Source organism: Tardiphaga sp. 839_C3_N1_4, assembly GCF_051811045.1.
Taxonomy (GTDB): Bacteria; Pseudomonadota; Alphaproteobacteria; order Rhizobiales; family Xanthobacteraceae; genus Tardiphaga.
In genome coordinates this window covers 660,221-684,865 of the sequence record NZ_JBPWQD010000001.1, presented here as the reverse complement: position 1 = coordinate 684,865, position 24,645 = coordinate 660,221, and the positions used below count along the sequence as shown (strand labels likewise).

23 protein-coding genes are annotated in these 24,645 nt (G+C 61.8%); 11 read left to right on the top strand and 12 right to left on the bottom strand.

The window, feature by feature from the left end; genetic code table 11:
• Positions 1-116: 116 nt before the first annotated feature.
• The 3 genes from AB8A38_RS03585 (at position 117) to AB8A38_RS03575 (ending at position 2,144) form a co-directional block, all read left to right on the top strand.
• Complete coding sequence (locus AB8A38_RS03585; RefSeq protein WP_439084997.1) at positions 117-1,610, top strand: PLP-dependent aminotransferase family protein; 1,494 nt, start codon at positions 117-119, stop codon at positions 1,608-1,610.
• Between the two features lie 122 nt (positions 1,611-1,732).
• Positions 1,733-1,885, top strand: coding sequence for a hypothetical protein (locus tag AB8A38_RS03580; RefSeq protein ID WP_165826841.1), 153 nt, complete (start codon positions 1,733-1,735; stop codon positions 1,883-1,885).
• A 13-nt stretch (positions 1,886-1,898) separates the two neighbouring features.
• On the top strand, positions 1,899-2,144 hold the full coding sequence (locus AB8A38_RS03575) for a DUF6719 family protein (RefSeq protein ID WP_315842436.1): 246 nt from the start codon (positions 1,899-1,901) through the stop codon (positions 2,142-2,144).
• A gap of 15 nt (positions 2,145-2,159) precedes the next feature.
• On the opposite strand, the gene AB8A38_RS03570 is transcribed toward AB8A38_RS03575, so the two are convergent.
• From AB8A38_RS03570 to AB8A38_RS03555, 4 genes are all read right to left on the bottom strand, one after another.
• On the bottom strand, positions 2,160-2,996 hold the full coding sequence (locus tag AB8A38_RS03570; protein ID WP_439084996.1) for an SDR family NAD(P)-dependent oxidoreductase: 837 nt from the start codon (positions 2,994-2,996) through the stop codon (positions 2,160-2,162).
• Positions 2,996-3,445, bottom strand: coding sequence for a nuclear transport factor 2 family protein (locus AB8A38_RS03565; RefSeq protein ID WP_315842438.1), 450 nt, complete (start codon positions 3,443-3,445; stop codon positions 2,996-2,998). Before AB8A38_RS03565 ends, AB8A38_RS03570 begins: the two co-directional genes overlap by 1 nt.
• A 174-nt stretch (positions 3,446-3,619) precedes the next feature.
• Positions 3,620-4,006 (bottom strand): hypothetical protein, encoded by a 387-nt coding sequence (locus AB8A38_RS03560; protein ID WP_439084995.1) that lies wholly within the window; start codon positions 4,004-4,006, stop codon positions 3,620-3,622.
• A gap of 48 nt (positions 4,007-4,054) precedes the next feature.
• Positions 4,055-4,216, bottom strand: coding sequence for a hypothetical protein (locus AB8A38_RS03555; RefSeq protein ID WP_439084994.1), 162 nt, complete (start codon positions 4,214-4,216; stop codon positions 4,055-4,057).
• Between the two features lie 333 nt (positions 4,217-4,549).
• Between AB8A38_RS03555 and AB8A38_RS03550 the strand changes: the two genes are divergently transcribed.
• Positions 4,550-4,795 (top strand): hypothetical protein, encoded by a 246-nt coding sequence (locus AB8A38_RS03550; RefSeq protein ID WP_439084993.1) that lies wholly within the window; start codon positions 4,550-4,552, stop codon positions 4,793-4,795.
• 36 nt (positions 4,796-4,831) lie between these two features.
• On the opposite strand, the gene AB8A38_RS03545 is transcribed toward AB8A38_RS03550, so the two are convergent.
• Positions 4,832-5,347, bottom strand: coding sequence for a CreA family protein (locus tag AB8A38_RS03545; RefSeq protein WP_439088455.1), 516 nt, complete (start codon positions 5,345-5,347; stop codon positions 4,832-4,834).
• A 208-nt stretch (positions 5,348-5,555) separates the two neighbouring features.
• Between AB8A38_RS03545 and AB8A38_RS03540 the strand changes: the two genes are divergently transcribed.
• From AB8A38_RS03540 to AB8A38_RS03525, 4 genes are all read left to right on the top strand, one after another.
• The gene (locus tag AB8A38_RS03540) at positions 5,556-7,205 is read left to right on the top strand and encodes a L,D-transpeptidase (RefSeq protein WP_439084992.1); all 1,650 of its coding nucleotides are present in this window, start codon (positions 5,556-5,558) and stop codon (positions 7,203-7,205) included.
• Between the two features lie 97 nt (positions 7,206-7,302).
• A complete protein-coding gene (locus AB8A38_RS03535; protein WP_439088454.1) occupies positions 7,303-7,881 on the top strand; it encodes a glutathione peroxidase in 579 nt (192 codons plus the stop codon).
• A gap of 1,080 nt (positions 7,882-8,961) precedes the next feature.
• The gene (locus AB8A38_RS03530; protein ID WP_439084991.1) at positions 8,962-9,906 is read left to right on the top strand and encodes a polysaccharide deacetylase family protein; all 945 of its coding nucleotides are present in this window, start codon (positions 8,962-8,964) and stop codon (positions 9,904-9,906) included.
• A gap of 22 nt (positions 9,907-9,928) precedes the next feature.
• Positions 9,929-10,486: a dihydrofolate reductase family protein gene (locus AB8A38_RS03525; protein WP_315842444.1), complete on the top strand. Its 558-nt coding sequence runs from the start codon at positions 9,929-9,931 to the stop codon at positions 10,484-10,486.
• A 7-nt stretch (positions 10,487-10,493) separates the two neighbouring features.
• Here AB8A38_RS03525 and AB8A38_RS03520 read toward each other — a convergent pair whose 3' ends face one another.
• The 4 genes from AB8A38_RS03520 to AB8A38_RS03505 all read right to left on the bottom strand — a co-directional run bounded on the left by AB8A38_RS03520 (position 10,494) and on the right by AB8A38_RS03505 (position 15,916).
• Entirely contained in the window at positions 10,494-10,949 is a 456-nt protein-coding gene (locus AB8A38_RS03520; protein WP_089263975.1) for a DoxX family protein, read from the bottom strand.
• Between the two features lie 280 nt (positions 10,950-11,229).
• Positions 11,230-13,539: an NADP-dependent malic enzyme gene (locus AB8A38_RS03515; protein WP_439084990.1), complete on the bottom strand. Its 2,310-nt coding sequence runs from the start codon at positions 13,537-13,539 to the stop codon at positions 11,230-11,232.
• Positions 13,540-13,606: 67 nt separating this feature from the next.
• Positions 13,607-15,379: an aspartate--tRNA ligase gene (gene aspS / locus AB8A38_RS03510; RefSeq protein WP_149532421.1), complete on the bottom strand. Its 1,773-nt coding sequence runs from the start codon at positions 15,377-15,379 to the stop codon at positions 13,607-13,609.
• Between the two features lie 309 nt (positions 15,380-15,688).
• Positions 15,689-15,916, bottom strand: a complete 228-nt coding sequence (locus tag AB8A38_RS03505; protein WP_439084989.1) for a hypothetical protein — start codon at positions 15,914-15,916, stop codon at positions 15,689-15,691.
• Between AB8A38_RS03505 and AB8A38_RS03500 the strand changes: the two genes are divergently transcribed.
• The 3 genes from AB8A38_RS03500 to rnd all read left to right on the top strand — a co-directional run bounded on the left by AB8A38_RS03500 (position 15,888) and on the right by rnd (position 20,343).
• Positions 15,888-17,567, top strand: coding sequence for a methyl-accepting chemotaxis protein (locus AB8A38_RS03500; RefSeq protein WP_315842446.1), 1,680 nt, complete (start codon positions 15,888-15,890; stop codon positions 17,565-17,567). The two genes, AB8A38_RS03505 and AB8A38_RS03500, sit on opposite strands and share 29 nt — an antisense overlap.
• 50 nt (positions 17,568-17,617) lie before the next feature.
• Complete coding sequence (locus AB8A38_RS03495) at positions 17,618-19,093, top strand: protein adenylyltransferase SelO (protein ID WP_439084988.1); 1,476 nt, start codon at positions 17,618-17,620, stop codon at positions 19,091-19,093.
• A gap of 101 nt (positions 19,094-19,194) precedes the next feature.
• Entirely contained in the window at positions 19,195-20,343 is a 1,149-nt protein-coding gene (gene rnd / locus AB8A38_RS03490; RefSeq protein ID WP_439084987.1) for a ribonuclease D, read from the top strand.
• 87 nt (positions 20,344-20,430) lie between these two features.
• Here rnd and AB8A38_RS03485 read toward each other — a convergent pair whose 3' ends face one another.
• From AB8A38_RS03485 to AB8A38_RS03475, 3 genes are all read right to left on the bottom strand, one after another.
• Positions 20,431-20,709: a hypothetical protein gene (locus tag AB8A38_RS03485; protein ID WP_439088453.1), complete on the bottom strand. Its 279-nt coding sequence runs from the start codon at positions 20,707-20,709 to the stop codon at positions 20,431-20,433.
• Between the two features lie 153 nt (positions 20,710-20,862).
• Positions 20,863-22,368, bottom strand: a complete 1,506-nt coding sequence (gene ppx / locus AB8A38_RS03480; RefSeq protein ID WP_315842450.1) for an exopolyphosphatase — start codon at positions 22,366-22,368, stop codon at positions 20,863-20,865.
• A 12-nt stretch (positions 22,369-22,380) separates the two neighbouring features.
• Complete coding sequence (locus tag AB8A38_RS03475) at positions 22,381-24,582, bottom strand: RNA degradosome polyphosphate kinase (protein WP_439084986.1); 2,202 nt, start codon at positions 24,580-24,582, stop codon at positions 22,381-22,383.
• Positions 24,583-24,645 lie beyond the last annotated feature (63 nt).

Below are 24,645 nucleotides of genomic sequence, written 5' to 3'. Positions count from 1 at the left end.
CTGCGTTCGTCGGTTCATCGGTCTTCAGTTCGGCTGTGGTCACGGCAATTCCCCGTCAATTGGAAGCGTTCGAATGTGTTGTACCGCCACATTTGGTCTGCGATAGTGCCAATTCCATGCGAAAAATTCCGACCAATTCGGCGAAGCCAATTTCGAAGCCCGAGCTGCCGCTCGATCTCACGGGCGCGCATATCACCGAAGGATCGTCCTCGCAGGATCGGCTCTATCAGGCGCTGTGTCATGCCATCACCGGCGGCGTCGCCAAGCCCGGCGAAGCTCTGCCGCCATCGCGTATCCTTGCGAAGCAAACCGGTTTTCAACGCAATGCCGTCACCAATGCCTATGAGCGTCTAATCGCCGATGGCTTTGCCGTCGCACACGTCGGCTCCGGCACCTTCGTCGCCGCGCGGATTCCGACGCGGACCAACAGCAAGCCAGCCAAGGCCATCGCCATCGACGCGCCGCAGCGGGGCACGCTCGCTCTCGGCTGTACCGATATCGACGAACAGGCGCTGCGCCGTTTTCGCGCTTTCGCCGGCCGCCGCCTGCGCGCTTTCGGCGCCGAGCATCTGCACTACGGCGATCCCCGCGGCAGTCATGAACTACGCACCGCCATCGCCAATCATCTTCTGTCAGCGCGCGGGCTGCGCTGCGATCCCGATCAGATCATGCTGACATCGGGCACACAGCACGGGCTGCGCATCGTGCTGTCAGCCATTCTCAAGCCAGGCGAACAGATCTGGTGCGAGGACCCCGGTTACCCCGCCGCACGAAAATCGATCGAACATTGCGGCGCCCGGCCGGTGTCGGTGCCGGTCGATGACTTCGGCCTGATCGTCGCCAGGGGGCGTGCCACGGCGCCATCTGCGCGCGCGGCCTATGTCACGCCCTCGCATCAATTTCCACTCGGCGTGCAAATGGCGATGCCGCGGCGTCTTGAATTGCTCGACTGGGCGAAGGACGCCGGCGCATGGATATTCGAAGACGATTACGACAGCGAGTTTCGCTATGACGGCGCGCCGTTGCTGTCGCTCGCCGGGATCGATCACCTGCAACGCGTGATCTATATGGGCACGTTTGCCAAGACTCTGTTTCCCGGTCTGCGCATCGGCTACTGCGCCCTGCCCGAACGCCTGATTGGCCCGGTCACGACGGCGCGCGCGGCGATGGACCGCTTTCCCGGCACATTGATGGAAGGCGCCGTCGCCGACATGTTGAACTCCGGCGCCTTCGCAGCCAACCTGCGCAAGATGCGGAACATCTATCGCGAAGCGCGCGACGCTCTGGCGGCGACGTTGACGGATGCGTCGGACGGGCAACTGACGGTTCCGGTGCCGTCACAGGGCCTGCATCTGGTGGCAAAGTTCGCGCCCGCGACATCGCTTGAGATCGCCGCAGAGGCCAAGGCCGCAGCCGGCGTCGAGGGCTGGTTGCTGGCTGACACTTATCTGCGCGCCCGCCCTGCCCCGGGCTTCGTGCTCGGCTTCGCCGGCCATCCCATTCGTGAGCTTGTCACATCGGCGGAAAGACTGGCGAAAGCCTCAGCCGCGAGTTTGCGCGCGCACCGCAAGCCTGCGGCAAAGACGCGTGGAACACGCGCGGGGGGCTAAAACTTAAGGCAGGCTGGCACTCAATGTCGGCGACCACTGCGCTTCTAGAATCGGATGCGCATCCCTACAATCCAGGCAGACAGAATGCCCGGCAGGCAGATCTGCCCCCCAACGGAGACCTCATGTCCGGCAATCGCAACGTGCTCTATCTGATCATCGGCGCGCTGATCGTCGGCATCGGCGTGCTCGGCTACAATCTCTACCAGACCAAGAAAGAACCCAGCGGGCTGCAGATCAATGTCGGCCCCGACGGCCTCAAGATTCAGAACAAGTAACAAAGGTCGCACAATGCGCTCGGCAATCTGGCTATCAGGAATTCTGGCTTCGCTTGCGTTGGCAACGCCGGCGCTGGCGATCGATCAGGTCAGTCGCGAACAGGACATCGTTGATGTCCGCCTCGGCCAGCGCATTCTGGTCGATGACGGCTCTTGCCCCACCGGCCAGATCAAGGAAGTGTCCGGCACGACGCTGAGCACGTCCGGTGTGACGCGTGTTCGTAAATGCGTTCCCCGCGCGGGCACCAAGACGCGCTAGTCCAAGACATGCTCATCAATGCCGCAGTGGCTCGCTTGGCGGCACCGGTGAACCGGTCTGGCCCACACTTGCACCGCCATCGATCGCTAGCGTAATCCCCGTGATCCAGCGCGCCTCGTCGCTGGCAAGAAACAGAACACCATAGCCGATATCCCAGCCGGTCCCTTCGGTGCCCAGCAGTGTGCCCGCTGCGCGCGCCTTGCGCATCTCGTCGCTCATGCCACGCGACGCCACCATCGGCGTATAAACCGTGCCGGGAGCGATGCAGTTGACGCGAATGCCGTCGCGACCGTGATGCGCCGCCATCGCTCTGGTGAGGCCGATCACCGCCGATTTCGACGTTGGATACAACAAGCTCGGATGGCCACCACGCAGGCCGGCGATTGACGTCAGGTTGATGATCGAGCCGCCGCCGGATTTCATCATTTCCGGAATCGCATACTTCGCCATCAGCATCATTGAGGCAACGTTGATGCGCATGGCACTGTCCCAGGCGCGATCGTCGACCTCGATGGCGTCGCCGCGCGGCCCCGTGAGGCCGACATTGTTGACGAGAATGTCCAGCCGGCCGAAGCCTTCGACAGTGCGTTCGACGATCGCCTCGCATGACGCGCGATCACTGACATCGCCGTCATAGATCTGCGTGATGCCGCCCTCCCCAGCGATCAATCGCGCTGTTTCTTCGGCAGCGTCTACGTCGGTATCGACCAGAGCGACACGCGCACCGTGCCGTGCAAGCAGCACCGCCGCGGCGCGCCCGTTGCCGATGCCATCGCCGCGGGAACCCGCTCCGGTGATAATGGCGACCTTGCCTTTCAATCGATCGTCACGCTGGGGCCGGGCCATATCCATCAGAACATGCCGTTGCTGTTGGCGGACTTTTCCGGGATCGGCTGAACGGCATCCCAATGTTCGACGATCTTGCCGTTCTCAAGCTTGAAGATGTCGATGATCGCACTGCCGCGCGTGCCCTTTTCGCGCACGGCATGGACATGCAGGATCACATAATCGCCGTCGGCGAAGACCTGCTTGATCTCGCTATGCGAGTCCGGGAATTTCTCCCGCAGGAAACCGATAAAACCTTTGAAGCCCTCGACACCATCAGCCGCGTTGGGATTGTGCTGAACATAACGCGGACCGAAATATTTGGATGCCGCCTCGAAGTCCTTTTGGTTGAGGCCCTTCTCATAGAATTCAACGACGGCTTTCTTGTTGGCTTCCTGGGTGCTGGCATCTGCAGCTAACGCCGCGCCGGTCAGAAATATCGAGACACACGTCAAGCCGATCGAAACAAATCGCATAAAAATCCCTCGGTTCCCACCAATTCAATTAGTAGCGAATCCACCCACCTAACGGTGGTGTAGCAAAACGCTATCATCGGCCGTAACGGGATGACGAGAGGGAAAGACAGAAATCCGCTATCATTTTGGCGCGACGACGCAGCGCAAAAAGATCACGCTAACTAACTGAGTGGTTCAATCCAGCGGCGCCGGATCATACATGCATTGCAGGGTCGGCTTCGCGATCTGCGTGAAGGTCGCGCTGATCATCGACTGCTTGGATGCCGGGATCCAGTCCTTCTCGATGGTAGGCACGCCGCGCTCGCTAATGCCCCGCAGCAGTGCCTCGCGCAAATCGGCGTCTTCCACCGTTGCCACGGCGTGGTCATGCAGGCAGCCGCACACTTCTTCCGGATGCGCCCAGCGCCCGACCATATGCGGCGAGCACAAACGAACGAACTCCCCACGCTGGTCCGGCAACTTCCGCCACGACCAGACCTGCGCCTGCGCTGCACTTCCCGTGATGGAACTTGCAAGGGTGGCAGCTACGATAATGGCGGTCAGAACACGTGGTCGGGTCATTTCAAAACTTTTCTTGTTGTTTCTCAGGTTGTCCGCCCGCGATCGAACTCAGCGTGCGTAAGCCACAACCATCGGCGCAGCAGCGCTGATCACCGACGAACCGGTAAAGGCGAACGTACCGATACCGGGCAGGTTAACATCAGTGGAACCGGCCATCGACGGGCCGGCCAGGATGAAGGCGAAAGCGAGGATGAAGCTGATGGTGCGCATCTGACGTCTCCAGTTCGGCAGCGCTGCCCGCCGCGTCGTTGGCAAATGGATAGCCAATGCGGGTTTCGGCACGTCTGCGGCCCAAGAGGAAAATGGTTTCGTCCCCCGTCGAATTGTTTCGTGGCGCCCATGCCGACGACACAATCCGGGCGGCAAATCTGCGAACGGCTTAGAAAGAACGCCTTGGAAAGGATGTCTCGAAAGTTCGTCCGGCTGTCGCACGCCCTTAACAAAACTGAACCGAAACGCGGCTAAAGCGACTTCAGGAGAGCGTATGCAACCTTTTCAGGCGACTGCGCGTTTCTGTTCACCTCGAAGAGAAGGAATGCAGTCGTGGGAACCGGCAACAACGACGTTGGCAAGGATACCCCGATCAGCGCCCCCGGACGGCCACTGATCTCCACGGTACACTCGCGCGCCAAATGCCAAGGCGCCATGTCGCAGCAGGGCTATGGCTCGCACGGCAACGAGTGCTATCCGCAGCAGCTGGTCCAGCTCGTAGGCTATCGTGATCCGCAGCCGCAGCAGTCATGGGACCGCTTGCGCACGAAACGCGTCGTCACCCACTCCGCTGAATAGCGAAGCACGGCTAAGTTCTAGCGGCCGATAGATCGCTTATTTGATGAAGTCGCCGCATTTCTGGACGGCAACGTCTGACTGCCCCCAGGGCATGATCGGAACTGATGACGTCGAGTTCTTCGGCGAGCCCTCGATGATCCGGTCCGAATAGACCATGTAAACCAGCACGTTTCGCTTGGCGTCGCAGCCGCGGACGATCTGCATCTTCTTGAAGAAGAGTGACCGGCGCTGCCGGAACATATCCTCGCCCTGATCGCTCTTGGCCTTGAATGTGATCGGGCCGATTTGTCGGCAGGCCAGCGAGATGTCCGAGACTTCTTCGGCGAGACCGAGCCAGCCCTTGAAGCCACCCTTTTCAGGCACCGTGAAGTGGCAGGCGACGCCCTCGACTTCAGGGTCATCGACGCCATAGGTCGCCAGCTTGTCGTTCGGGCTGAGCCATTTGAACACGGTGGAGCGCCGGAAAATCAGATCCGGCTCGTCTGCAGCCTGTGCCGGGACAATTGCCAACGCCGCGAATGCCGAAAGCGCCAGGACGCCGCGCCGCAGCATCTTGGTGAGTCCGCCAGATCCATTAAACGTCATGCAACTCTCCGTGACCGATCCATAATATGTAGGCATTCCAATCGGATTCGGAAGCCAGGACGCCCCTCTGTTAATTCAATGTGAGGCTTTTTTGCTAGGCTGATCCCGACTCGGCGGTAGCCAGACCACTCATGCTGGTGAACCCATCTCGCGCCTGCGAGACTAATGTTTTCAGATGGATTCGAGGATATTGGACGTGGGTGCAATTCAGTTGTCGCGTGAACCAGGAGACAAAAGCCGTTTTCTGAACAGCACGATTTTTTCCGGCAGCCTCCTGCGGATCGCGCTGGTCGCCATGGCCGGCATGACCGTGGCGGTGCCTGCCGATGCGGCGGTGTTCTGGACCGACGAAAACCCGATGATCATGCGGGAGATCGAACCGCCGGCGCCGCAACCGCAGCAGCGCCAGAAGAAGCTGAAGCGCCTCGGCGCCAAACTCGAGAAACAGGTCAAGGAACACGCGAAGCCCGTCGGCCCGCTGGTGATCGCCATCTCGATCGAGCGACAGTCCCTGCGGGTGTTCGACGCCAACGGCCTGTTCGCGGAAACGCCGGTCTCCACCGGCATGCGCGGCCATTCGACGCCCATGGGCGTGTTCAGCATCATCCAGAAGAACAAATGGCACCGCTCCAACATCTATAGCGGAGCGCCGATGCCCTACATGCAGCGTATCACCTGGTCGGGCATTGCTCTGCATGCCGGCGCGCTGCCAGGTTATCCGGCGTCCCATGGCTGCATCCGCATGCCGATGGCCTTTGCGACCAAGATCTGGGGCTGGACGCGCATGGGCGCCCGCGTGATCATCGCGCCCGGCGAGATCTCTCCTGCGGAAATTTCGCATCCTCTGCTCGCCGCTCAGAAGGCCGCGCCGGGTCCGGTTGCGGCAGCGGCGCCTCAAGACGTCCAGGCGTCGCCAAAGGCTGATAAGCCATCGGCAGATGCGAAGCCCCAAGACCTCGGTCTGAGGCCATCCGCCGCCGACCGCACCAAGACTCAGGACAAGACCCAGACCGCCGATGCCAGCAATGCGATGACAAAACCGGCTCCTGCGACTGTGATGTCGGACGCCACACCTGCAAAGGTCGAAACCGCCGTTAAAGCCGCCGAGCCCGAGATCATGACGCGCCGCGATCTCGACGCCGCCATTGCCAAAGTCGTCGAACTGCCGACACCCGAGGTTAAATCGGCAGAGACCGTCGCGGAAGCGCCGGCCAAGCTTGAGCCTGCCAAGACGGAAGCCCCAAAGGCGGAAATCGCAAAAGCTGACGTCACGCCAATCGCCGCCAGTGTGCCTGACGTCAAGAAGGACGAAACGCGCCCCACCGATTCAGCCAAGGCCGAGATGCCTGCGGCGCCTGCCGCCGATGCGACGCCAAAGCGGTCCGGCCAGATTGCCGTGCTGGTCAGCGGCAAGGACGGCAAGCTCTATGTGCGGCAGAATTTCGCGCCGCTGTTCGAGACGCCGATCGCCATCAAGCCCAGCGATCGCCCACTCGGCACTCACATCTTTACCGCCCGCACCGACAAGGATGATGCCAAGGCATTTCATTGGACCGCAGTCTCGCTGCCTGCCGTCCCGCGTCGCGCCGACGAGGACGACAATGTTTCGCGTCGCCGCAAGTCCACCGGTGCGGTTGAAGTGAAAACCCGGCCGCTGCCAAACAGTGCCGCAGAAGCGCTCGACCGCCTGAGCATCCCGGCGGATGCCATGGCCCAGATCACCGAAGCGCTCGCGAGCGGCGGCTCCATCGTGGTGTCCGATCAGGGCATTGCCGCCGGCGGCGAAACCGGCCAAGGCACCGAATTCGTGGTGCCGCTGCGCTAGCCTCGTCCACTCCGGCCCTGTAACAGCTTGTTGAGTGCGTCATCTCGGAGATGACGCTACTCTGCTCGCGAAACAGGCTGGGCTACGACGAATGGCGATGATCAATCGCAGGCAGATACTGACAACGGTATTGGGCGCGGCAAGTACTGCCGCACTGTCGCGTTACGCATCGGCGCAAGGCGCCGTGAGCCGCATCACCGCCTACGGTTTTTCGTTTCCCGGTCTCAAGGGCGGCGACATCAAGCTTGCCGACTATGCCGGCCGGCCGATCATGGTGGTCAATACCGCATCGCAGTGTGGCTTCACCCCGCAATATGCTGGGCTTCAGACGCTATGGACCGAGTTCCGCGAGCGCGGCTTGATGATTATCGGCGTGCCCTCCAATGACTTCGGCGGACAGGAGCCGGGCGGGGCCAAGGAGATCGCCGACATTGCCGAGGGACATTTCGGCATTGGCTTCCCGATGGCCGCCAAGACCGTCGTGAAGGGACCGAACGCACACCCGTTCTACAAATGGGCGGCAGAAGCCCGCCCGCGCGACCTGCCGCGTTGGAATTTTCACAAATATCTGGTCGGACGCGATGGCTACCTCACCGACTCCTTTGCCTCCGAATTCGAACCGACCGACACACGCATCAAGACCGCCGTCGGACGGGCGTTGAGCACGGCCTCATAGCGACGTCTGCAGTGTCACTCCGGCGCAGGACGGCCGCATCGCAGCTGGCATGGGCCCGCGATCACGATGCGTTTTGCTTCTCGCTGTCATTCCGCGGCGCACGAAAGCGGCGAAGCCGCGAAGTGCGAACCTCAGCCACTCCACTCGGAGTGGCGGGGAATCCCAGTGTGTTTTGTGCGATCGGAGACTCCGATGCCGGGATTCCGGGTTCGCGTGCGCGAAGGCGCGCCCGCGCCCTCAGGCAAACCAATTGGTTTGCCGGGGAATGACAGTGTGGGACGGCAAGACAGCGCCCAAACATTTTTTCCTATTCTCCATTGACAACATCCCTATATTGATTATATTCCCCATGTCCTGCCCCACCGAGAGGGGCGATCGCGATCGTCACGTTCGCGGGGTGGGATGCGGTGGACGCCGGAGATGCGGCGTTACGCGGTTCATGGGGTGACGTCTGTCTTCGGGCAGGACGGATCTGCGCCAGCACTGCCACTGGCAAGGAGACGGCCGGCCTTGGGATGGACAAACCCCTGGACAGTGTGACGGACGACCAAGTCAAAACGCGTCCGGCTTACTCGCTTGAGGCTCCCTGTCCCTCCGCCGTGGGACCATCATTTTGGTGATCGGACCGTTCGCCAAGGCAAAGTGCAAGCAGGCTGAAAAAACACCGTATGCGGAACGTCGGGCACTGGCTCGGCGCCTCCGAAAGTCCTGATGCACACTCACTTGCGGAAGACCGCATTCGCATCAGGCCCAAGGGTGCAACGGGCACCTGGCGTTCCGCACGCCCTCTCAAGGGAGGGTGGGAATGCAAGCGACGACGGCGCCCCCGCGCCGCAAACAATGGGGGCGATGACGCATGTCTGAAGAGCAGTGGCTGTTTGACAGTTGAATCCGCAAGACACCCGCAAACCGGCCCCCCTTGTCTGGTTGCGCGCAACCGGTGCCGGGTTCGGCCGTCAGCGTGCGCTGGGGATAAGGTCCAACCCCATGGTGGAACAGCCTGAAATCGGGCTAAACTTCCACTCGATTTCATGTTTGGTCGGCCGGCATTGCGGCTGACCTGCGTTTCGGGAGGACACCATGCGCAGTTCGGCAGGTTTGATCTTGGCGGGCGCAGTCTCATTGTGGGCAGCGGGCGCACAGGCGCAGGCGCCCAAAGCCGGTGCCCCAGCGCCCGCCCCCGCGGCAACGCCCGCGCCGCCACCAGCGCCCGCGGCTCCACCTGCTCCCGCCAAATCGACCTGCGCCAATCCCGATGCGCTCGGCGTCAGCCGTGTGGTCGAGATCGACACGACGGGCGGTCCGGGCTTCGGCTTCGAACATTTCAAGCAGCTCGACTTCCTGCGCGACAAGGAAGTGGTGCTGACCTTCGACGACGGCCCGTGGCAGACCACAACGCCGACCGTGTTGAAGACGCTGGCCGACGAATGCGTCAAGGCAGTCTTCTTCCCGATCGGCAAGCACGCCACCTATTATCCGGAAGTGCTCAAGCAGGTCGCGGCAGCCGGCCATACCATCGGCGGACACACCTGGGCTCATATCGCGCTGACTAACAAGAAACTGACCCAGCAGCAGCGTATCGATGAAATCGAGAAAGGCTTCAGCGCGGTGAAGTGGGCACTCGGCTCAGCCCCCGCACCGTTCTTCCGCGCTCCGGCGTTGCAGCACCCGCCGGAAATCGTCACCTATCTCGGCACGCGCAACATGGCGATCTTCTCCTGCGACATCGACTCGTTCGACTTCAAGACGCGCAAATCCGAACAGGTCATCACCAATGTGATGACCAAGCTCGACAAGCTCGGCAAGGGTATCATCCTGATGCACGACTTCCAGAAGCACACCGCCGAAGCGCTGCCGACGCTGCTGCGCAAACTCAAGGCCGGTGGCTACAAGGTCGTGCATATGCGTGCCAAGGCGCCCGTGCAGACCATCGCCTCCTATGACGAAGCCATCGTCAAGGACGCCAAGCTGCCGACCGTGAGCTCACGCCCGGTGAACAGCGTCGTCCAGACGATCTCTGAATAATGAGGACGCGTCGACGCCCCTGATGCCCGCATTTCGTTTCAACGGCTACGTCATCGTCTCGGCGGACGGCATGCTCGCCGACGCCAGTGGTGTGATGCCCGATACGCTCAAATTTCCCGGCGACCTCGCCTTTTTCACCGCAGGTCTCGACCGCGCCGATCTGATCGTGCACGGCAAACATTCGTTCGAGGATCAGCCAAACTCACCGAAGCGCAAGCGCATCATCGTCAGCCGTAGCATTGCTGCCATAGGCCCCGATCCCGAAAACAACAAAGCCACGCTGTGGAATCCGGCCGGCGCATCTTTTGAAGACGCTTGCGCGCATGCGGGCGTTCATGCCGGCACCGTCGCCATCATCGGCGGCCCCAGCGTATTCGAGATGTTCTTTGACCGCATCGACGTGTTTTGGCTGTCGCAGGCGCCGCATGTCCACCTGCCCGGCGGCGAAGGATGCTTCCCTGGCGTCCCCGAACGATCGCCGCAGGACATTCTCTCCCGTCACGGCTTGCAGGCGAGCGAGGTTCAGATCCTCGACACCACACATGAAGTCACTGTGACGGCTTGGCGGCGGGTGTCCTGAACGAGAACTACACTTCGTTGTAGCCGCCCGGTAGCCGCGCGCTGCGACCGATACCGGCGATCATGAAGAGGCCACCGATCAGCGACAGGTTCTTCAGCGCGTGGATCATCTGGTTCTTGGCCTCAGGACCGGTCAGGTTCCAGAAATCGTGAAAGTAGAACGTTGCGGCCATCACGAACAGGACCAGCACCAGAGCGAAGAAGCGCGCACCCAGGTTCAGCGCGACGAGGATACCGCCGACCAGTTCCAGTGTTGCAACGGCGATTGCGAGGATCTGCTTCAATTCCATGCCCGCCAGCCCTTCGAGCTGCGTCGCATACGGCGTCACGACCGCAGGGATCGTCGGGATAACCTTGTTCGCGATCGCATCTGCCGTTGCGCTGAGGTCGAGAAACTTGGATGCGCCGGACGCGATGAAGATCACGGCAAAGAGAATGCGCCCGAAAGTAATAAACGCTGGCATTGGTCGGCCTCGCTGGACTGCAGTGAATACTTGTCGAAATACGTGACAAGTATGATCATTCCATCACATTTTTCAAACGAACATCGTCATTCCGGAGCATGTCGGATCGCGCAACGACCCGGCATGAACCCGGAATCTGGAAATGATGAGCACTTTTTTCTTACAGCGTCTTCCCAAGCGATGAACACATCGGGATTCCCCGCCACTCCACTTGGAGTGGCTGAGGTTCGCGCCTCGATGCCTTTGGCGTCGTTCGCGCCCCGGAATGACCGAGTATAAATCAGCCGAACAGGCTCGCCTGCGGACGTCCTGCCCGCTCCTGCGCCTCAACGGCGGCAACCGCCGTCATGTTGAGGATACCACGCGCTGTCACCCCCGGCGTCAGGATATGCGCCGGACGCGCCGGGCCGATCAAGATCGGGCCGACCGGGAGCGCATCGGCCAGTGTCTTGATCATCTGATAGGCGACATTGGCGGCATCGAGCGTCGGCATGATGAGGACATTCGCCGAGCCTTCGAGCTTCGAATGCGGCAGCACGATCTTGCGGGCCGCTTCCGACAGCGCGGTGTCGCCCTGCATTTCGCCATCGGACTCGATTTCCGGATGCTTCTCACGCAGCAATGCTGCGGCGCGGCGCATCTTGCGCGAAGAGTCCGTATCGTAGCTGCCAAAGTCAGAATGCGACACGAAAGCGATCTTCGGCTTCATGGCGAAGCGCTGCACGTGGTTCGCAGCGAGCGCCGCGATTTCCGCGAGTTCTTCCGCGCTCGGATTCGGACGCACCTGCGTATCAGCGATGAAGTGCGCACCCTTGCTAGTGATCATCAGCGACAGCGCTGCAAAATCGCTGACGCCCGGCAGGAAGCCGATGATCTCGCGCACATGGCGCAGATGGCTCATGTAGCGGCCTTCGACGCCGCAGATCATTGCATCCGCCTCGCCGCGGATCACGGCGAGCGCGGCGATCACCGTCGCATTGGTGCGGACGACCGTGCGCGCCGCATCCGGCGTCACGCCGCGACGGCCGGCCACATCGATATAGGACTGCACGTAAGAGCGATAACGCGGATCGTCCTCGGGATTGATCAGGTCGAAATCCTGGCCGGCCTGGATCGCCAGACCGAACCGCTTGATGCGGGCTTCGACGACCGACGGACGGCCAACGAGGATCGGGCGCGCCAGCTTCTCTTCCAGCACCACCTGCACGGCGCGCAGCACGCGCTCGTCTTCGCCTTCGGCATAGATCACGCGCACCGGCTGGGTCTTTGCCTTCGCGAAGACCGGCTTCATCACCAGACCGGAGCGGAATGCGAAACGCTCGAGACCTGCGGCGTATTCCTCGAAATTGGCGATCGGGCGCGAGGCCACGCCGGATTCCATCGCCGCCTTGGCGACGGCCGGCGCGATGCGCAGGATCAGGCGCGGATCGAACGGGCTCGGGATCAGCGACCCCGGACCGAAGCCCTGGGTTTCGGTCTCGAAGCCGGCAGTCACCGCATCGGACGGCGGATCCTGCGCAAGCTGTGCGATGGCATCCACGGCAGCGATCTTCATCGCCTCGTTGATCGCGGTGGCACCACAATCCAGCGCGCCGCGGAAGATAAAGGGGAAACAGAGGACGTTGTTGACCTGGTTCGGGAAGTCCGACCGGCCGGTGCAGATCATCGCATCCGGGCGTGCCTTGCGCGCTTCGTCCGGCATGATCTCCGGCGTCGGATTGGCCAGCGCCATCACCAGCGGCTTGTCGGCCATCGCCTTGACCATCTCGGGCTTCAGCACGCCCGGAGCGGAGACGCCCAAGAAAATATCGGCGCCGGCGATGACATCGCCGAGCACGCGCGCATCGGTCTTCTGCGCATAGACCGCCTTCCAGCGATCCATCAGGGTGTTGCGGCCCTCATGCACCACGCCGTCGATATCGCAGACCCAGATGTTCTTCTTCTGCGCGCCCAGCGACACCAGAAGATTGAGACAGGCGATCGCCGCAGCGCCAGCGCCGGAGCAGACGATCTTGACGTTCTTGATGTTCTTGCCGTTCAGCAGCAGCGCGTTCTTGATCGCGGCGCCGACGATGATGGCGGTGCCATGCTGATCGTCGTGAAACACCGGGATCTTCATGCGCTCCTTGAGCTGCGTTTCGATCTCGAAACACTCCGGTCCCTTGATGTCTTCAAGGTTGATGCCACCGAAGGTCGGCTCCAACGCCGCGACGACCTCAACCACTCGCTCGATGGTGTCGGCTGCGATCTCGATGTCGAACACGTCGATGCCGGCGAATTTCTTGAACAGAACCGCCTTGCCTTCCATTACCGGCTTCGACGCCAGCGGGCCGATATTGCCGAGACCAAGCACGGCCGTGCCATTGGAGACGACAGCCACGAGATTGGCGCGCGAGGTCAGCGACGCCGCTTCATTGGGGTCGGCAGCAATCGCGAGACACGGCGCCGCCACGCCCGGCGAATAGGCCAGCGCCAGATCGCGCTGGTTGGCGAGCGGCTTGGTAGCCTGGATTTCGAGCTTACCCGGCTTGGGAAGGCGGTGATAGGCAAGCGCCGCGCGCGAAAGATCGTCGGAGGATGAAGAAGACATGCGTGCTCCCGCGCGTCATAAAACAAAAGTTAGGTAGAAGGGCGTTTCTTCTTGTTGGTTTGCTGGACTACTTGTCCTGCAGATTGAGACGGATATGCGCTTCACGCAACTGCTTCGGCGAAGCCTCTGACGGCGCGCCCATCAACAGATCTTCAGCACGCTGATTCATCGGGAAGAGTGAGATCTCGCGCAGGTTGTTCGTACCGCAGAGCAGCATCACGATACGATCGACGCCTGCCGCCATACCGCCATGGGGCGGCGCGCCATACTGGAAGGCGCGATACATGCCGCCGAAGCGCTCGACCACCGTCTCCTCGCCGTAGCCGGCGATCTCGAATGCCTTCACCATGGCTTCCGGCTTGTGATTACGGATGCCGCCCGACGCGATCTCATAGCCGTTGCAGGTGATGTCATACTGGAACGCCTTGATGGTCAGCGGATCCTGCCCGACCAGCGCATCCATGCCACCTTGCGGCATCGAGAACGGGTTGTGCGAGAAGTCGACCTTTTTGTCGTCCTCGTTGTACTCGTACATCGGGAAATCGACGATCCAGGCCAGCGCAAAGCGCTCCTTGTCGATCAGGTTCAGCTCTTCGCCGACCTTGGTGCGTGCGAGACCGGCGAACTTGTAGAATTTCTCGGGATCGCCCGCGACGAAGAACGCGGCGTCGCCGGCCTTCAGGCCGAGCTGCTGACGGATCGCTTCGGTACGCTCCGGTCCGATGTTATTGGCGAGCGGGCCTGCACCCTCACCGCCCTCGCGCCACATGATGTAGCCGAGGCCCGGCTGGCCTTCGCCCTGCGCCCAGGAATTCATGCGGTCGCAAAATGCACGGCTGCCGCCGCCGGGACCGGGGATCGCCCAAACCTGGTTCTTGTCGTCTTCGAGCATGCGCGCGAACACCTTGAAGCCGGAGCCGCGGAAGTGCTCTGCCGTGTTCTGCATCTCGATCGGGTTGCGCAGATCCGGCTTGTCGGTGCCGTATTTGCGGAGCGACTCTGCGTAAGGAATCTTCGGCCAGTCCTTGTTGACCGGCTTGCCCTTGGCGAACTCCTCGAACACGCCGGTGATCACCGGCTGCACCGCCGCGAACACGTCTTCCTGTTCGACAAAGCTCATCTCGAGATCGAGCTGGTAGAATTCGCCCGGCAGACGATCGGCGCGCGGATCCTCGTCGCGGAAACATGGCGCGATCTGGAAGTAACGGTCGAAGCCCGACATCATCAGCAGCTGCTTGTACTGCTGCGGTGCCTGCGGCAGCGCGTAGAACTTGCCGGGATGGATGCGCGACGGCACCAGGAAGTCGCGTGCGCCTTCCGGCGACGACGCGGTGAGGATCGGCGTCTGGAATTCGAAGAAGCCCTGCTCCTTCATCCGCTTACGCATCGAGTCGACGATGGCGCCGCGGGTCATGATGTTCTGGTGCAGCTTCTCGCGGCGCAGGTCGAGGAAGCGATATTTCAGCCGGATGTCTTCCGGATAGTCCTGATCACCAAACACCGGCAGCGGCAGTTCGGCTGCGGGGCCGAGCACCTCGATGGCATCGATATAGATCTCGACATCGCCAGTGGGCAGTTCGGCATTCTCGGTGCCGCCGGGACGACGACGCACCTTGCCGTCGATCTTCACAACCCATTCCGAACGCAGCGTCTCAGCGACCTTGAATGCCGGCGAGTCCGGGTCGGCGACGCATTGCGTCAAGCCGTAATGGTCACGCAAATCGATGAACAGCACGCCGCCGTGGTCGCGGATACGATGGCACCACCCCGACAGGCGAACGGTCTGGTCGATATGGCTGTCGCGGAGCGCGCCGCAGGTGTGAGACCGGTAGCGATGCATGGGTATCCTGGAAATACGTCAGAGGGCGGAATCGGGATCGCGATCAAGCGCGAAGCGCAGGGTTTACCCGACCGCACCCGACGCGGCAACCAAAGCTCGGCGATCAGATCGCCCGAATTTGCGGGCCGCGACTGCATCACCGCAGGCCTCCAACCGATGAATTTCGGACTACCATTTCGAAATGCAATCGAGCGATCGGAAAACCTCCCGCAACGCGGGAACTACATGATTGCACACGCAATAATCCGTTACCTCAGATCACGCGCCATCGGCACCCGGATACGCCGCATCGGTATTTCAGCACCAGATTCAATTACTTAAAGCGGTATTTGTGTCAAAATTTACTGAACGTTGACGACCACCATTCACTGTCTTGCCGTGAACCCAGCCCGTTTTGAAGGCAGGTGATTCAACTGGAACTTGCTGCTTCTTGCCCTGCCGCAACTCAAGGCAGCCGCCATTTCGGCTGACCGGCGTCGCAGCCTTAGAACCGCCGAGGAATATGTTCGTGCTCGCCAGATATTCGATCAGTACCAAGCTGTTTGTCATTGTTGCTTTTCTTTTCGTCGTGATCGCGGGCATCGGCACCCTCGCCTTCATGCAGATGCGAGCCATCAACGCAGCAACCCAGGATATCCAGACGCAGTGGCTCCCCAGCGTCCGCTGGATCGGTGAGATGCGCGTTCAGTCGGCGCGGTATCGCGCTGTGCTGCGCGACCACCTGATCGTGGCCGACGCCGACCGTCCTGATGTCGACAAGAACCTCGCCGCCCGCAAGTCTGACTTCGACAAGGCCGCGAAGGCCTACGCCCCGCTGGTATCGTCGCCAGCCGAACGCGAACTGGCCGACAAGCTTGACGCGGAATGGAAGGCCTTCATCACCGCGGGCAACGACGTCCAGGCCCTCGCCAACAAGGGCGACGTAACGGCAGCCAAAGAGATCAATGCCAAGAAGGTCGTCCCGACCGGCCGCGCCATGGACGGCACATTGGCCAAGCTAGTCGAGTTGAACGACAAGGGCGCCGAAGTGGCCGGCAGCAATGCGAACGCAACCTATGCCAACGCGATCTGGATGATGGTTATCATTCTCGGCGCCTCGGTCGTGCTCGGTCTCGGCGCTGCCATGTATCTGGTGCGCGACATTTCCGGCGGCATCGCCTCGATCCTGAAGCCAATGGGCCAGCTGACCGATGGTCAGTTGGAGGCCGTCATTCCGCATCAGGGCGAAAGCACCGAGATCGGCCGTATCGCCAGCGCGTTGCAGATCTTCAAGGACGCCCTCATCGCCAAGCGTGCTGCGGATCAGGCTGCCGGTGCCGAAGCCGCCATCAAGGCCGCCCGTGCGGAAACCATCACGAAGGCGACCAGCAACTTCGAGTCGATGATCAGCGAACTGGTGGGCTCCTTGTCATCGGCCTCGACCGAACTCGAAGCCTCCGCCACCACACTGACGCGTACGTCGGATATCACCATGAGCCTCTCGGGGTCGGCCGCATCCGCATCGCACGTTGTGTCGAACAACGTTCAGTCGGTTGCTGCCGCCACCGAGGAAATCACCTCGTCGGTGAACGAGATCGGGCGTCAGGTTCACGAGTCCAACCGCATCGCCTCGACCGCCGTGCTGCAGGCCGAAAAGACCAACGAGAGCATCGCCAAGCTCTCGCAGGCCACCGCGCGGATCGACGACGTCGTGAAGCTCATCACGGCTGTCGCCGAACAGACCAACTTGCTCGCGCTCAACGCCACCATCGAGGCCGCGCGCGCTGGTGAGGCCGGCCGCGGTTTCGCTGTCGTCGCCGCCGAAGTGAAGGCGTTGGCGTCGCAGACCGCCAAGGCCACCGACGAAATCAGCATGCAGATCGCCGGCATGCAGGCAGCTAGTGCAGAAACCGTCGAGACCATCAAGGAGATCGGCTCGACCATCACACTGATTTCCGAAGTCTCGTCGGCCATCGCGGCGGCGGTCGAGGAACAGGGCGCGGCGACGCAGGAAATCGCGCGCAATGTCCAGCAGTCGGCCCAGCTCAGCACCCAGGTTGCCAGCGAAGTCACCGAGGTCAATCGCGGCGCCAGCGAGACCGGTTCAGCCTCCACGCAGGTGCTGGCCGCGGCGCAGTCGCTATCGCTCGAAAGCAATCGCCTGAAGAGCGAAGTCGACCGGTTCCTCGACACGGTTCGCGCCGCCTGAGACCACTTTCAGCGGTTGCCTAACACGTCGTGGCCCCCCATCTTGGGGCCATGACAGTCCGCTTCCCGTTCGACAACAGCTATGCCGCCCTGCCCGCGAATTTCTTCGCCCGTGTTGCACCGACGCCGGTGACAGCGCCGCGGCTGATCAAGCTGAACCGCGCACTGGCCGACCAACTCCGCATCGATCCTGACTGGCTGGCCAGTCCCGAAGGCGTCGAGGTCCTCGCCGGCAAACGCGTGCCCGATGGCGCCGATCCCCTCGCGATGGCCTATGCCGGACATCAGTTCGGACATTTCGTGGCGCAGCTCGGCGACGGCCGCGCAATCCTGCTTGGCGAGGTCATCGACCGCGACGGCGTGCGCCGCGACATCCAGCTTAAAGGCTCCGGTCCAACGCCTTTCTCGCGCCGCGGCGATGGCCGTGCTGCGCTTGGTCCAGTGATCCGGGAATATATCGTCAGCGAAGCCATGGCGGCCCTGGGCATTCCCACAACGCGCTCACTCGCCGCCGTCCTCACGGGCGAACGGGTTCAGCGTGAGACGATGCTGCCGGGCGCCGTGCTGACTCGCGTCGCCTCAAGCCATATTCGCGTCGGCACGTTTCAGTTTCTCGCTGCGCGCGAGGATATCGCCGGCGTCAAACAACTCGCCGATCATGTGATCAACAGGCACTATCCCGACGCAGCCGAAGCCGAACATCCCATTCGCGCCTTGCTCGATGCGGTGATCCGCCGTCAGGCCGAACTTGTCGCCCGCTGGCTCCATATCGGCTTCATCCACGGCGTGATGAACACCGATAACTGCTCGGTATCCGGTGAGACCATCGATTACGGCCCCTGCGCCTTCATGGACGCCTACGATCCCGCGACAGTATACAGCTCGATCGACGAGATGGGTCGCTACGCTTATGCGAACCAGCCGCGCATCGCGCTGTGGAATCTCACGCGCTTCGCCGAGACGCTGCTGCCGCTGATCGACAGCGATGAGAAGACCGCCATCGAGATTGCGCAGGCCGCATTGGGCGAATTCTCTGATATTTTCGACACGGCCTATCAGGCCGGTCTCCGCCGGAAGCTCGGGCTATTCACCAGCCAGCCGGACGATGCCGCATTGGCGCAGGATCTGCTGACCGCCATGACCGCCAATCAGGCCGATTTCACCCTGACCTTCCGCCGCCTCGGCGCCGCCGCGCTGGACGCTAGCAATGACGAAGCCGTGCGCGGCCTGTTCATCGATCCAACCGCCTTCGACGCCTGGGCTGTGAACTGGCGGCTGCGACTCGGCCAGGAGTCGCAGGACGCCGATACCCGTCATCAGGCCATGCAGACGATCAATCCGGCCTTCATCCCCCGCAATCATCGCGTCGAGGCGGTGATCCAGGCGGCGCTGGCCGACGACTACGCGCCGTTCGAGAAATTGCTGGCCGTGCTGGCGAAACCTTATGAAGATCAACCGGAGATGGCGGATTACGCCGAACCGCCGGAGCCGGATCAGCGCGTACTGAAGACCTTCTGCGGCACCTAAACACCCTCATTCTGTCGGAGTAGACCTCCAATCTGCCCGAAACACCTTGACTCAACAGGTTTTTCGGCCGAACGCCTTGGCAAAAGCGTTATGGACCGTCCATGGAACTGATCACGACCACTGCCCAGCTGACCGCCGCCTGCGAGCGACTTGCCAAGCACCCCGTCATTACGGTCGATACGGAATTCCTCCGCGAGACCACTTATTACCCGCTGCTCTGCGTGGTCCAGATGGCCAGCGCGGAAGACGCGGTGGTGATCGACACGCTTGCCGAGGGCATCGACCTCACGTCGTTCTTCGACCTGATGGCCAACGAGGCCGTGCTGAAGGTCTTCCATGCCGCGCGGCAGGACATCGAAATCATCGTGCACCGCGCCGGCGTGGTGCCGCATCCGATCTTCGACACCCAGGTCGCAGCCATGGTGCTCGGCTACGGCGACAGCATTGCCTATGACCAGCTCGTCGAACGCGTTACCGGCCACCGCCCCGACAAGACCCACCGCTTTACCGATTGGTCGCGCCGTCCGCTGACCGAAGAGCAGTTGCACTACGCCGTCTCCGACGTCACCCATCTACGCGATGTGTTCGCCAAGCTCGATGCCGATCTGAAGAAGCGCGACCGCAGCGACTGGGTCAGCGAGGAAATGGAAATTCTCACGTCACCAAAGACCTATGATTTCCATCCCGAGCGCGCCTGGGAACGGCTGAAGACCCGCGTCCGCAAGCCGAAAGAGCTCGCAGTGCTGATGGAAGTCGCTGCCTGGCGCGAACAGGAAGCACAGAGCCGCGATGTACCGCGCTCGCGCGTGCTGAAGGACGATGCCGTCGGCGATATCGCGACCCACGCGCCGACCTCACTGGAGAAGCTTGCCAATCTGCGTTCGCTGCCGAAGGGCTTTGATCGCTCCAAGTGGGGCAGCGACATTGTCGCCGCCGTCCAGCGTGGCATCGCCCGCGATCCCAGCACATTGCCGAAGATCGAGAAACCACGCGGCAATTCCAACGGCGCAGCAACCGTCGAACTGCTGAAAGTGCTGCTGCGCATGACGTCGGAACGTCACGCCGTCGCCAGCAAGGTCATCGCCACCGTCGACGATCTCGAGCAGATCGCCACCGATGACAATGCCGATGTCGGCGCCCTGCACGGCTGGCGGCGTGAGTTGTTCGGCGAGGCAGCCCTGGCGCTCAAGCATGGCCGCCTTGCATTGGCGATGGAAAAAGGCCGGGTGATCCGGGTGGATCGCGCGTAGGCTGCGTCGTCCAAGGTAGCGCTCTGATTGCCTGCCGCAGGGCGAGGCGTACAGCATCCCGCCCCGCGAGACGCAATGACGATCGCTTTACGCCGCCGATCTGTTCTTGATGGCTCCGACGATTGCCGTCAGCACCGCACCTGCAACACCGCCTCCGGCCACCTGACCGATCAGCGAACCGATATCGGTGGTCGTCGATGCGTTTGAAAGCATAGGAATCAGCATTCCGAGAATTTGACCGCCAACGCCGCCACCTATTGCACCCGCGATCGTGTTGCCGATTGTGCCGAGATCGACAGACTTGGATGCACCACCGGCGACATTTCCGCCAATCGCACCGCCAATCAATTGAACTATAAGGTTCATGAGAAGGGCTGAAATTTCGATTCTCCCGGTCCGGAAATCGTATGTACTTGCCGCGTGGACCAAAACGGCCGCACCGGAAAAGAGTATACGCACGGAAACCGAGAGTCACGCCGCGCTGCAATCAGTAGTATCATTCGGAATGACCGGCGGTGGCTATCGCCTGACGATCGAACCGGACTTCCCGACCAGTCGCGCCAGTTGCTTGAAGCGGCTACCAACGCGGTCGGCGACGAGATCGACCATGCGATGCTCGAAGACGAGCATCATCTTGCGATCCTTGGTGGCGAAATGCGTGGCGGGCAGTACGCCTGGGCGCGCCGCCGAAATGAGATGCGCGACCCTGAACAGCGCGCCGAGCAAACGGGCGCGTTCGACCTGTGCCGGCGAGACCAGCGCGCGGACCAGCTCCGGGGGCTCGTTCTCGGCGCCGAATCCTGCGTAGCGGTAGTACACACAGAGCGCGAGGAATGCGCGGCCGTGATGATCGACCGAGCCGAAATTGCCGTTCGTGATCAGACTAAGCGTCTGCTCGCCGCGATGATCCGGATGGACGCGCCAACCGATATCGGACAACAGACACGCCACTCGGCGCAGCCGACGATCCTCATCGGTCTCTTTGAGCTTGGCGACACGGGCGAACCGATCACTCCAGTCGCTCAGCTCCTGCGCGTGGCGGGCCGAACGCGACAGCAACTCGTTCATTGTCTGCGCGGCACCGACCAGACCATCTTGCATGCGTTGCGCTTGCGGCAGCATTTCGTACAGCAAGCCTTCGCGGACGCCATAGGTCGAGAACACGATAGTCTTCGGCTTGGCGGTGCGAATAACATATTCAAGCACGAGCGCCGCGTAGACCAGCAGCGGCTGGCGCTGTTCGGCGATGGCTTCGATGTTGGCAAGAATGTTGGCCGTCGCCAGCCGGCGCAAGCGGCGCACGAAATCGAGCGCTTCGTTGGCCGGGATCGAATAACCATGCATCACGCGTAGCGGATAGCCGCTCTGGATGATGTGCAGCCGGGCAAGAGCACGCCAGGTGCCGCCAACCGCATAGAAATTGCGACCCACGCCCGCCTTGAGTTGCGCGACGTCAGCCAGCGCCAGCTTGACGATGCGTTCGGCCTTCTTCGGCGATTTTTGTGAGGCGTCCTGCAATGCGAGACTACCGAGCGGCAGCGTCACGCCCTGCCGGACCGCATTGCCTTTGACATCGATCAATTCGAGCGAACCGCCGCCGAGATCGCCAACCAGGCCATCCGGCTTGTGCACGCCTGAAATTACGCCCAGCGCCGAGAGCTTCGCTTCGCGCGGCCCCGATATGATCTGGATCTCGCAGCCGCAGATTTTCTCGGCTGCTGCGATGAAGGCAGGTCCATTGCTCGCATCGCGCGCCGCAGCGGTCGCGATCGCGTAGACGCGACCGACCTTCATGACCCTGCACAGCGCACGGAAGCGCCGAAGCGCCGTCAGCGCCTTGTCGACGGCGTCCTTGGCCAGCAGTCCAGTGCTCTGCACTTCGCGGCCGAGACCGCACAGCGCCTTTTCATTGAAGAGCGTGACAAGGCTTCGCGTCAGCGTCTCGTAGACCACGAGACGCACCGAGTTGGAGCCAATATCGATGACGGCGACGCTGGTCGCGCGTTGATTGGCACGCGCTACCACGCTGCTGGTTCCTTACGAGGATTGGTGACGCTCCGAACGGCGGGTGAGCCGGCGCGGGGATGATTTCTCAAGCGACTTTCCACGGCCAGACAGACTCGGATTCGTCATGAAGTAATTGTGCACATTGAAGGGTTCCTCGCCCTTCGCTGCCTTCATACGCGTTGACGACCCATCCGGCAACAATTGCCAGCTCTGTTCCGTGTCCTTGAGATTGGCCACCATGATCTGCTCGAGCACCTGCGTGTGCACCGTGGGGTTCTGCAGCGGACACAGAACCTCGACACGGCGATCCAGATTGCGTGGCATCATGTCAGCCGACGATATGTATATCGCAGCCTTCGGGCTCGGCAGGCCGTTGCCCATACCGAAGCAATAGATTCGACCATGTTCAAGGAAGCGGCCGATGATCGACTTGACGCGAATGTTTTCGGACAGGCCGGGCACGCCCGGCCGCAGGCAGCAGATGCCACGCACGATCAGTTCAATGGATACACCGGCATTCGACGCCTCATAGAGCGCATCGATGATTTCCGGATCGACCAGCGAATTCATCTTGAGCCAGATCGCACCCGGCTTGCCGCTGCGGGCGAATGCCGCTTCGCCGCGGATGTGTTCGAGCATGCGTCCGCGCAAGGTCAGCGGCGACACGGCCATCTTCTCGATGTCGCTCGGCTCGGCATAGCCGGTGATATAGTTGAAGACGCGTGCGGCATCGCGACCGATGATGGGGTCGGATGTGAAATATGACAGATCGGTGTAGATGCGCGCTGTGACCGGATGATAGTTTCCGGTCCCGGTGTGCACATAGGTCGTGAGCGAGCCGCCCTCGCGGCGCACCACCAGCGACAGCTTGGCGTGGGTCTTCAATTCCAGGAAGCCATAGACTACCTGGACACCGGCGCGTTCGAGATCGCGCGCCCAGCGGATATTGGCCTCTTCGTCGAACCGCGCACGTAACTCAACCAGTGCCGTCACCGACTTGCCGGCTTCGGCGGCCTCGACCAGCGTGCGGACGATCGGCGAGTTGTTGGAAGTGCGATACAGGGTCTGCTTGATCGCCACCACATCCGGATCGCGTGCGGCCTGCTGCAGGAACTGCACGACGACGTCGAAGGATTCATAGGGATGGTGGACAATCAGGTCCTTCTGACGGATCGCTGCAAAGATGTCGCCGCCATGATCGCGGACACGTTCCGGATGACGCGGCACATAAGGCACGAATTCGAGATCTGGCCGATCGAGTCGCGTGAGCTGCGAGACCTCGTTCATGGCGAGGATGCCGTCGACCAGCAGGATTTCGTCATCCGAGGTCGCCAGCGCGCGCTGCACGAAGGCACGGAGTTCTGCCGGCATGCTGGCTTCGATTTCTAGGCGAATCACCGACCCTCTGCGGCGACGCTTCAGCGCAGTCTCGAACAGCCGGACCAGATCCTCAGCCTCTTCTTCGACTTCGAGTTCACTGTCGCGGATGATGCGGAAGGCACCCTGCCCCTGCACGGTGTAGCCCGGGAACAGACGCGCGATGAACAGGCCGGTGGCCTGTTCCAGCGTGATCAGACGGACCGCGCCGTCCTTGCCAGGGGTCGGCAGGCGGATGAAGCGATCGATCTTGCCGGGCATGCGGATCAGTGCGTTCATCGTCTTGCCATCGGACACCCGTGACAAGTGCAGCGCGATGGTGAAACCGAGGCTCGGAATGAACGGGAACGGGTGCGCCGGATCGATCGCCAGCGGCGTCAGCAGCGGGAAAATGTTGTGGAGGAAATGATCCTCGATCCAGGTTCGATCTGCCTTGCTGACTTCCTTGCCGTCGAGCAGCACGATGCCGACATCGGCCAGCATGCCGCGCTGGTCGCGCCAGATCGCCTGCTGGTCGCTGCCTAGCTTGGAGACGGCGCTGTTGATCAGCACCAGCTGCTCGGCGGGGGTCAGGCCGTCCGGGCTGCGCTCGGTGATTCCCTCACGGACCTGCGCCTTGATACCGGCCACGCGGACCATGAAGAATTCATCAAGGTTGTTTGCGGAAATCGACAGGAAGCGAACGCGTTCCAGCGCCGGATGGCCCGGGTTAACGGACTCCTCAAGGACGCGGCGATTGAAATGCAGCCAGGACAGCTCGCGATTGATGAAGCGCTCGGGACCCGACGCGACCGCCTCTGCCGGCTTCGCTTCGCCCTTTTTCTCTTCAATAACAATCTCTTCTGCGGAGTCCATGAGGCAGCAATCCATCCAGTTCAAGCAGCGCTATAGCGCCGGCAAATCACAGCGGACATTGCG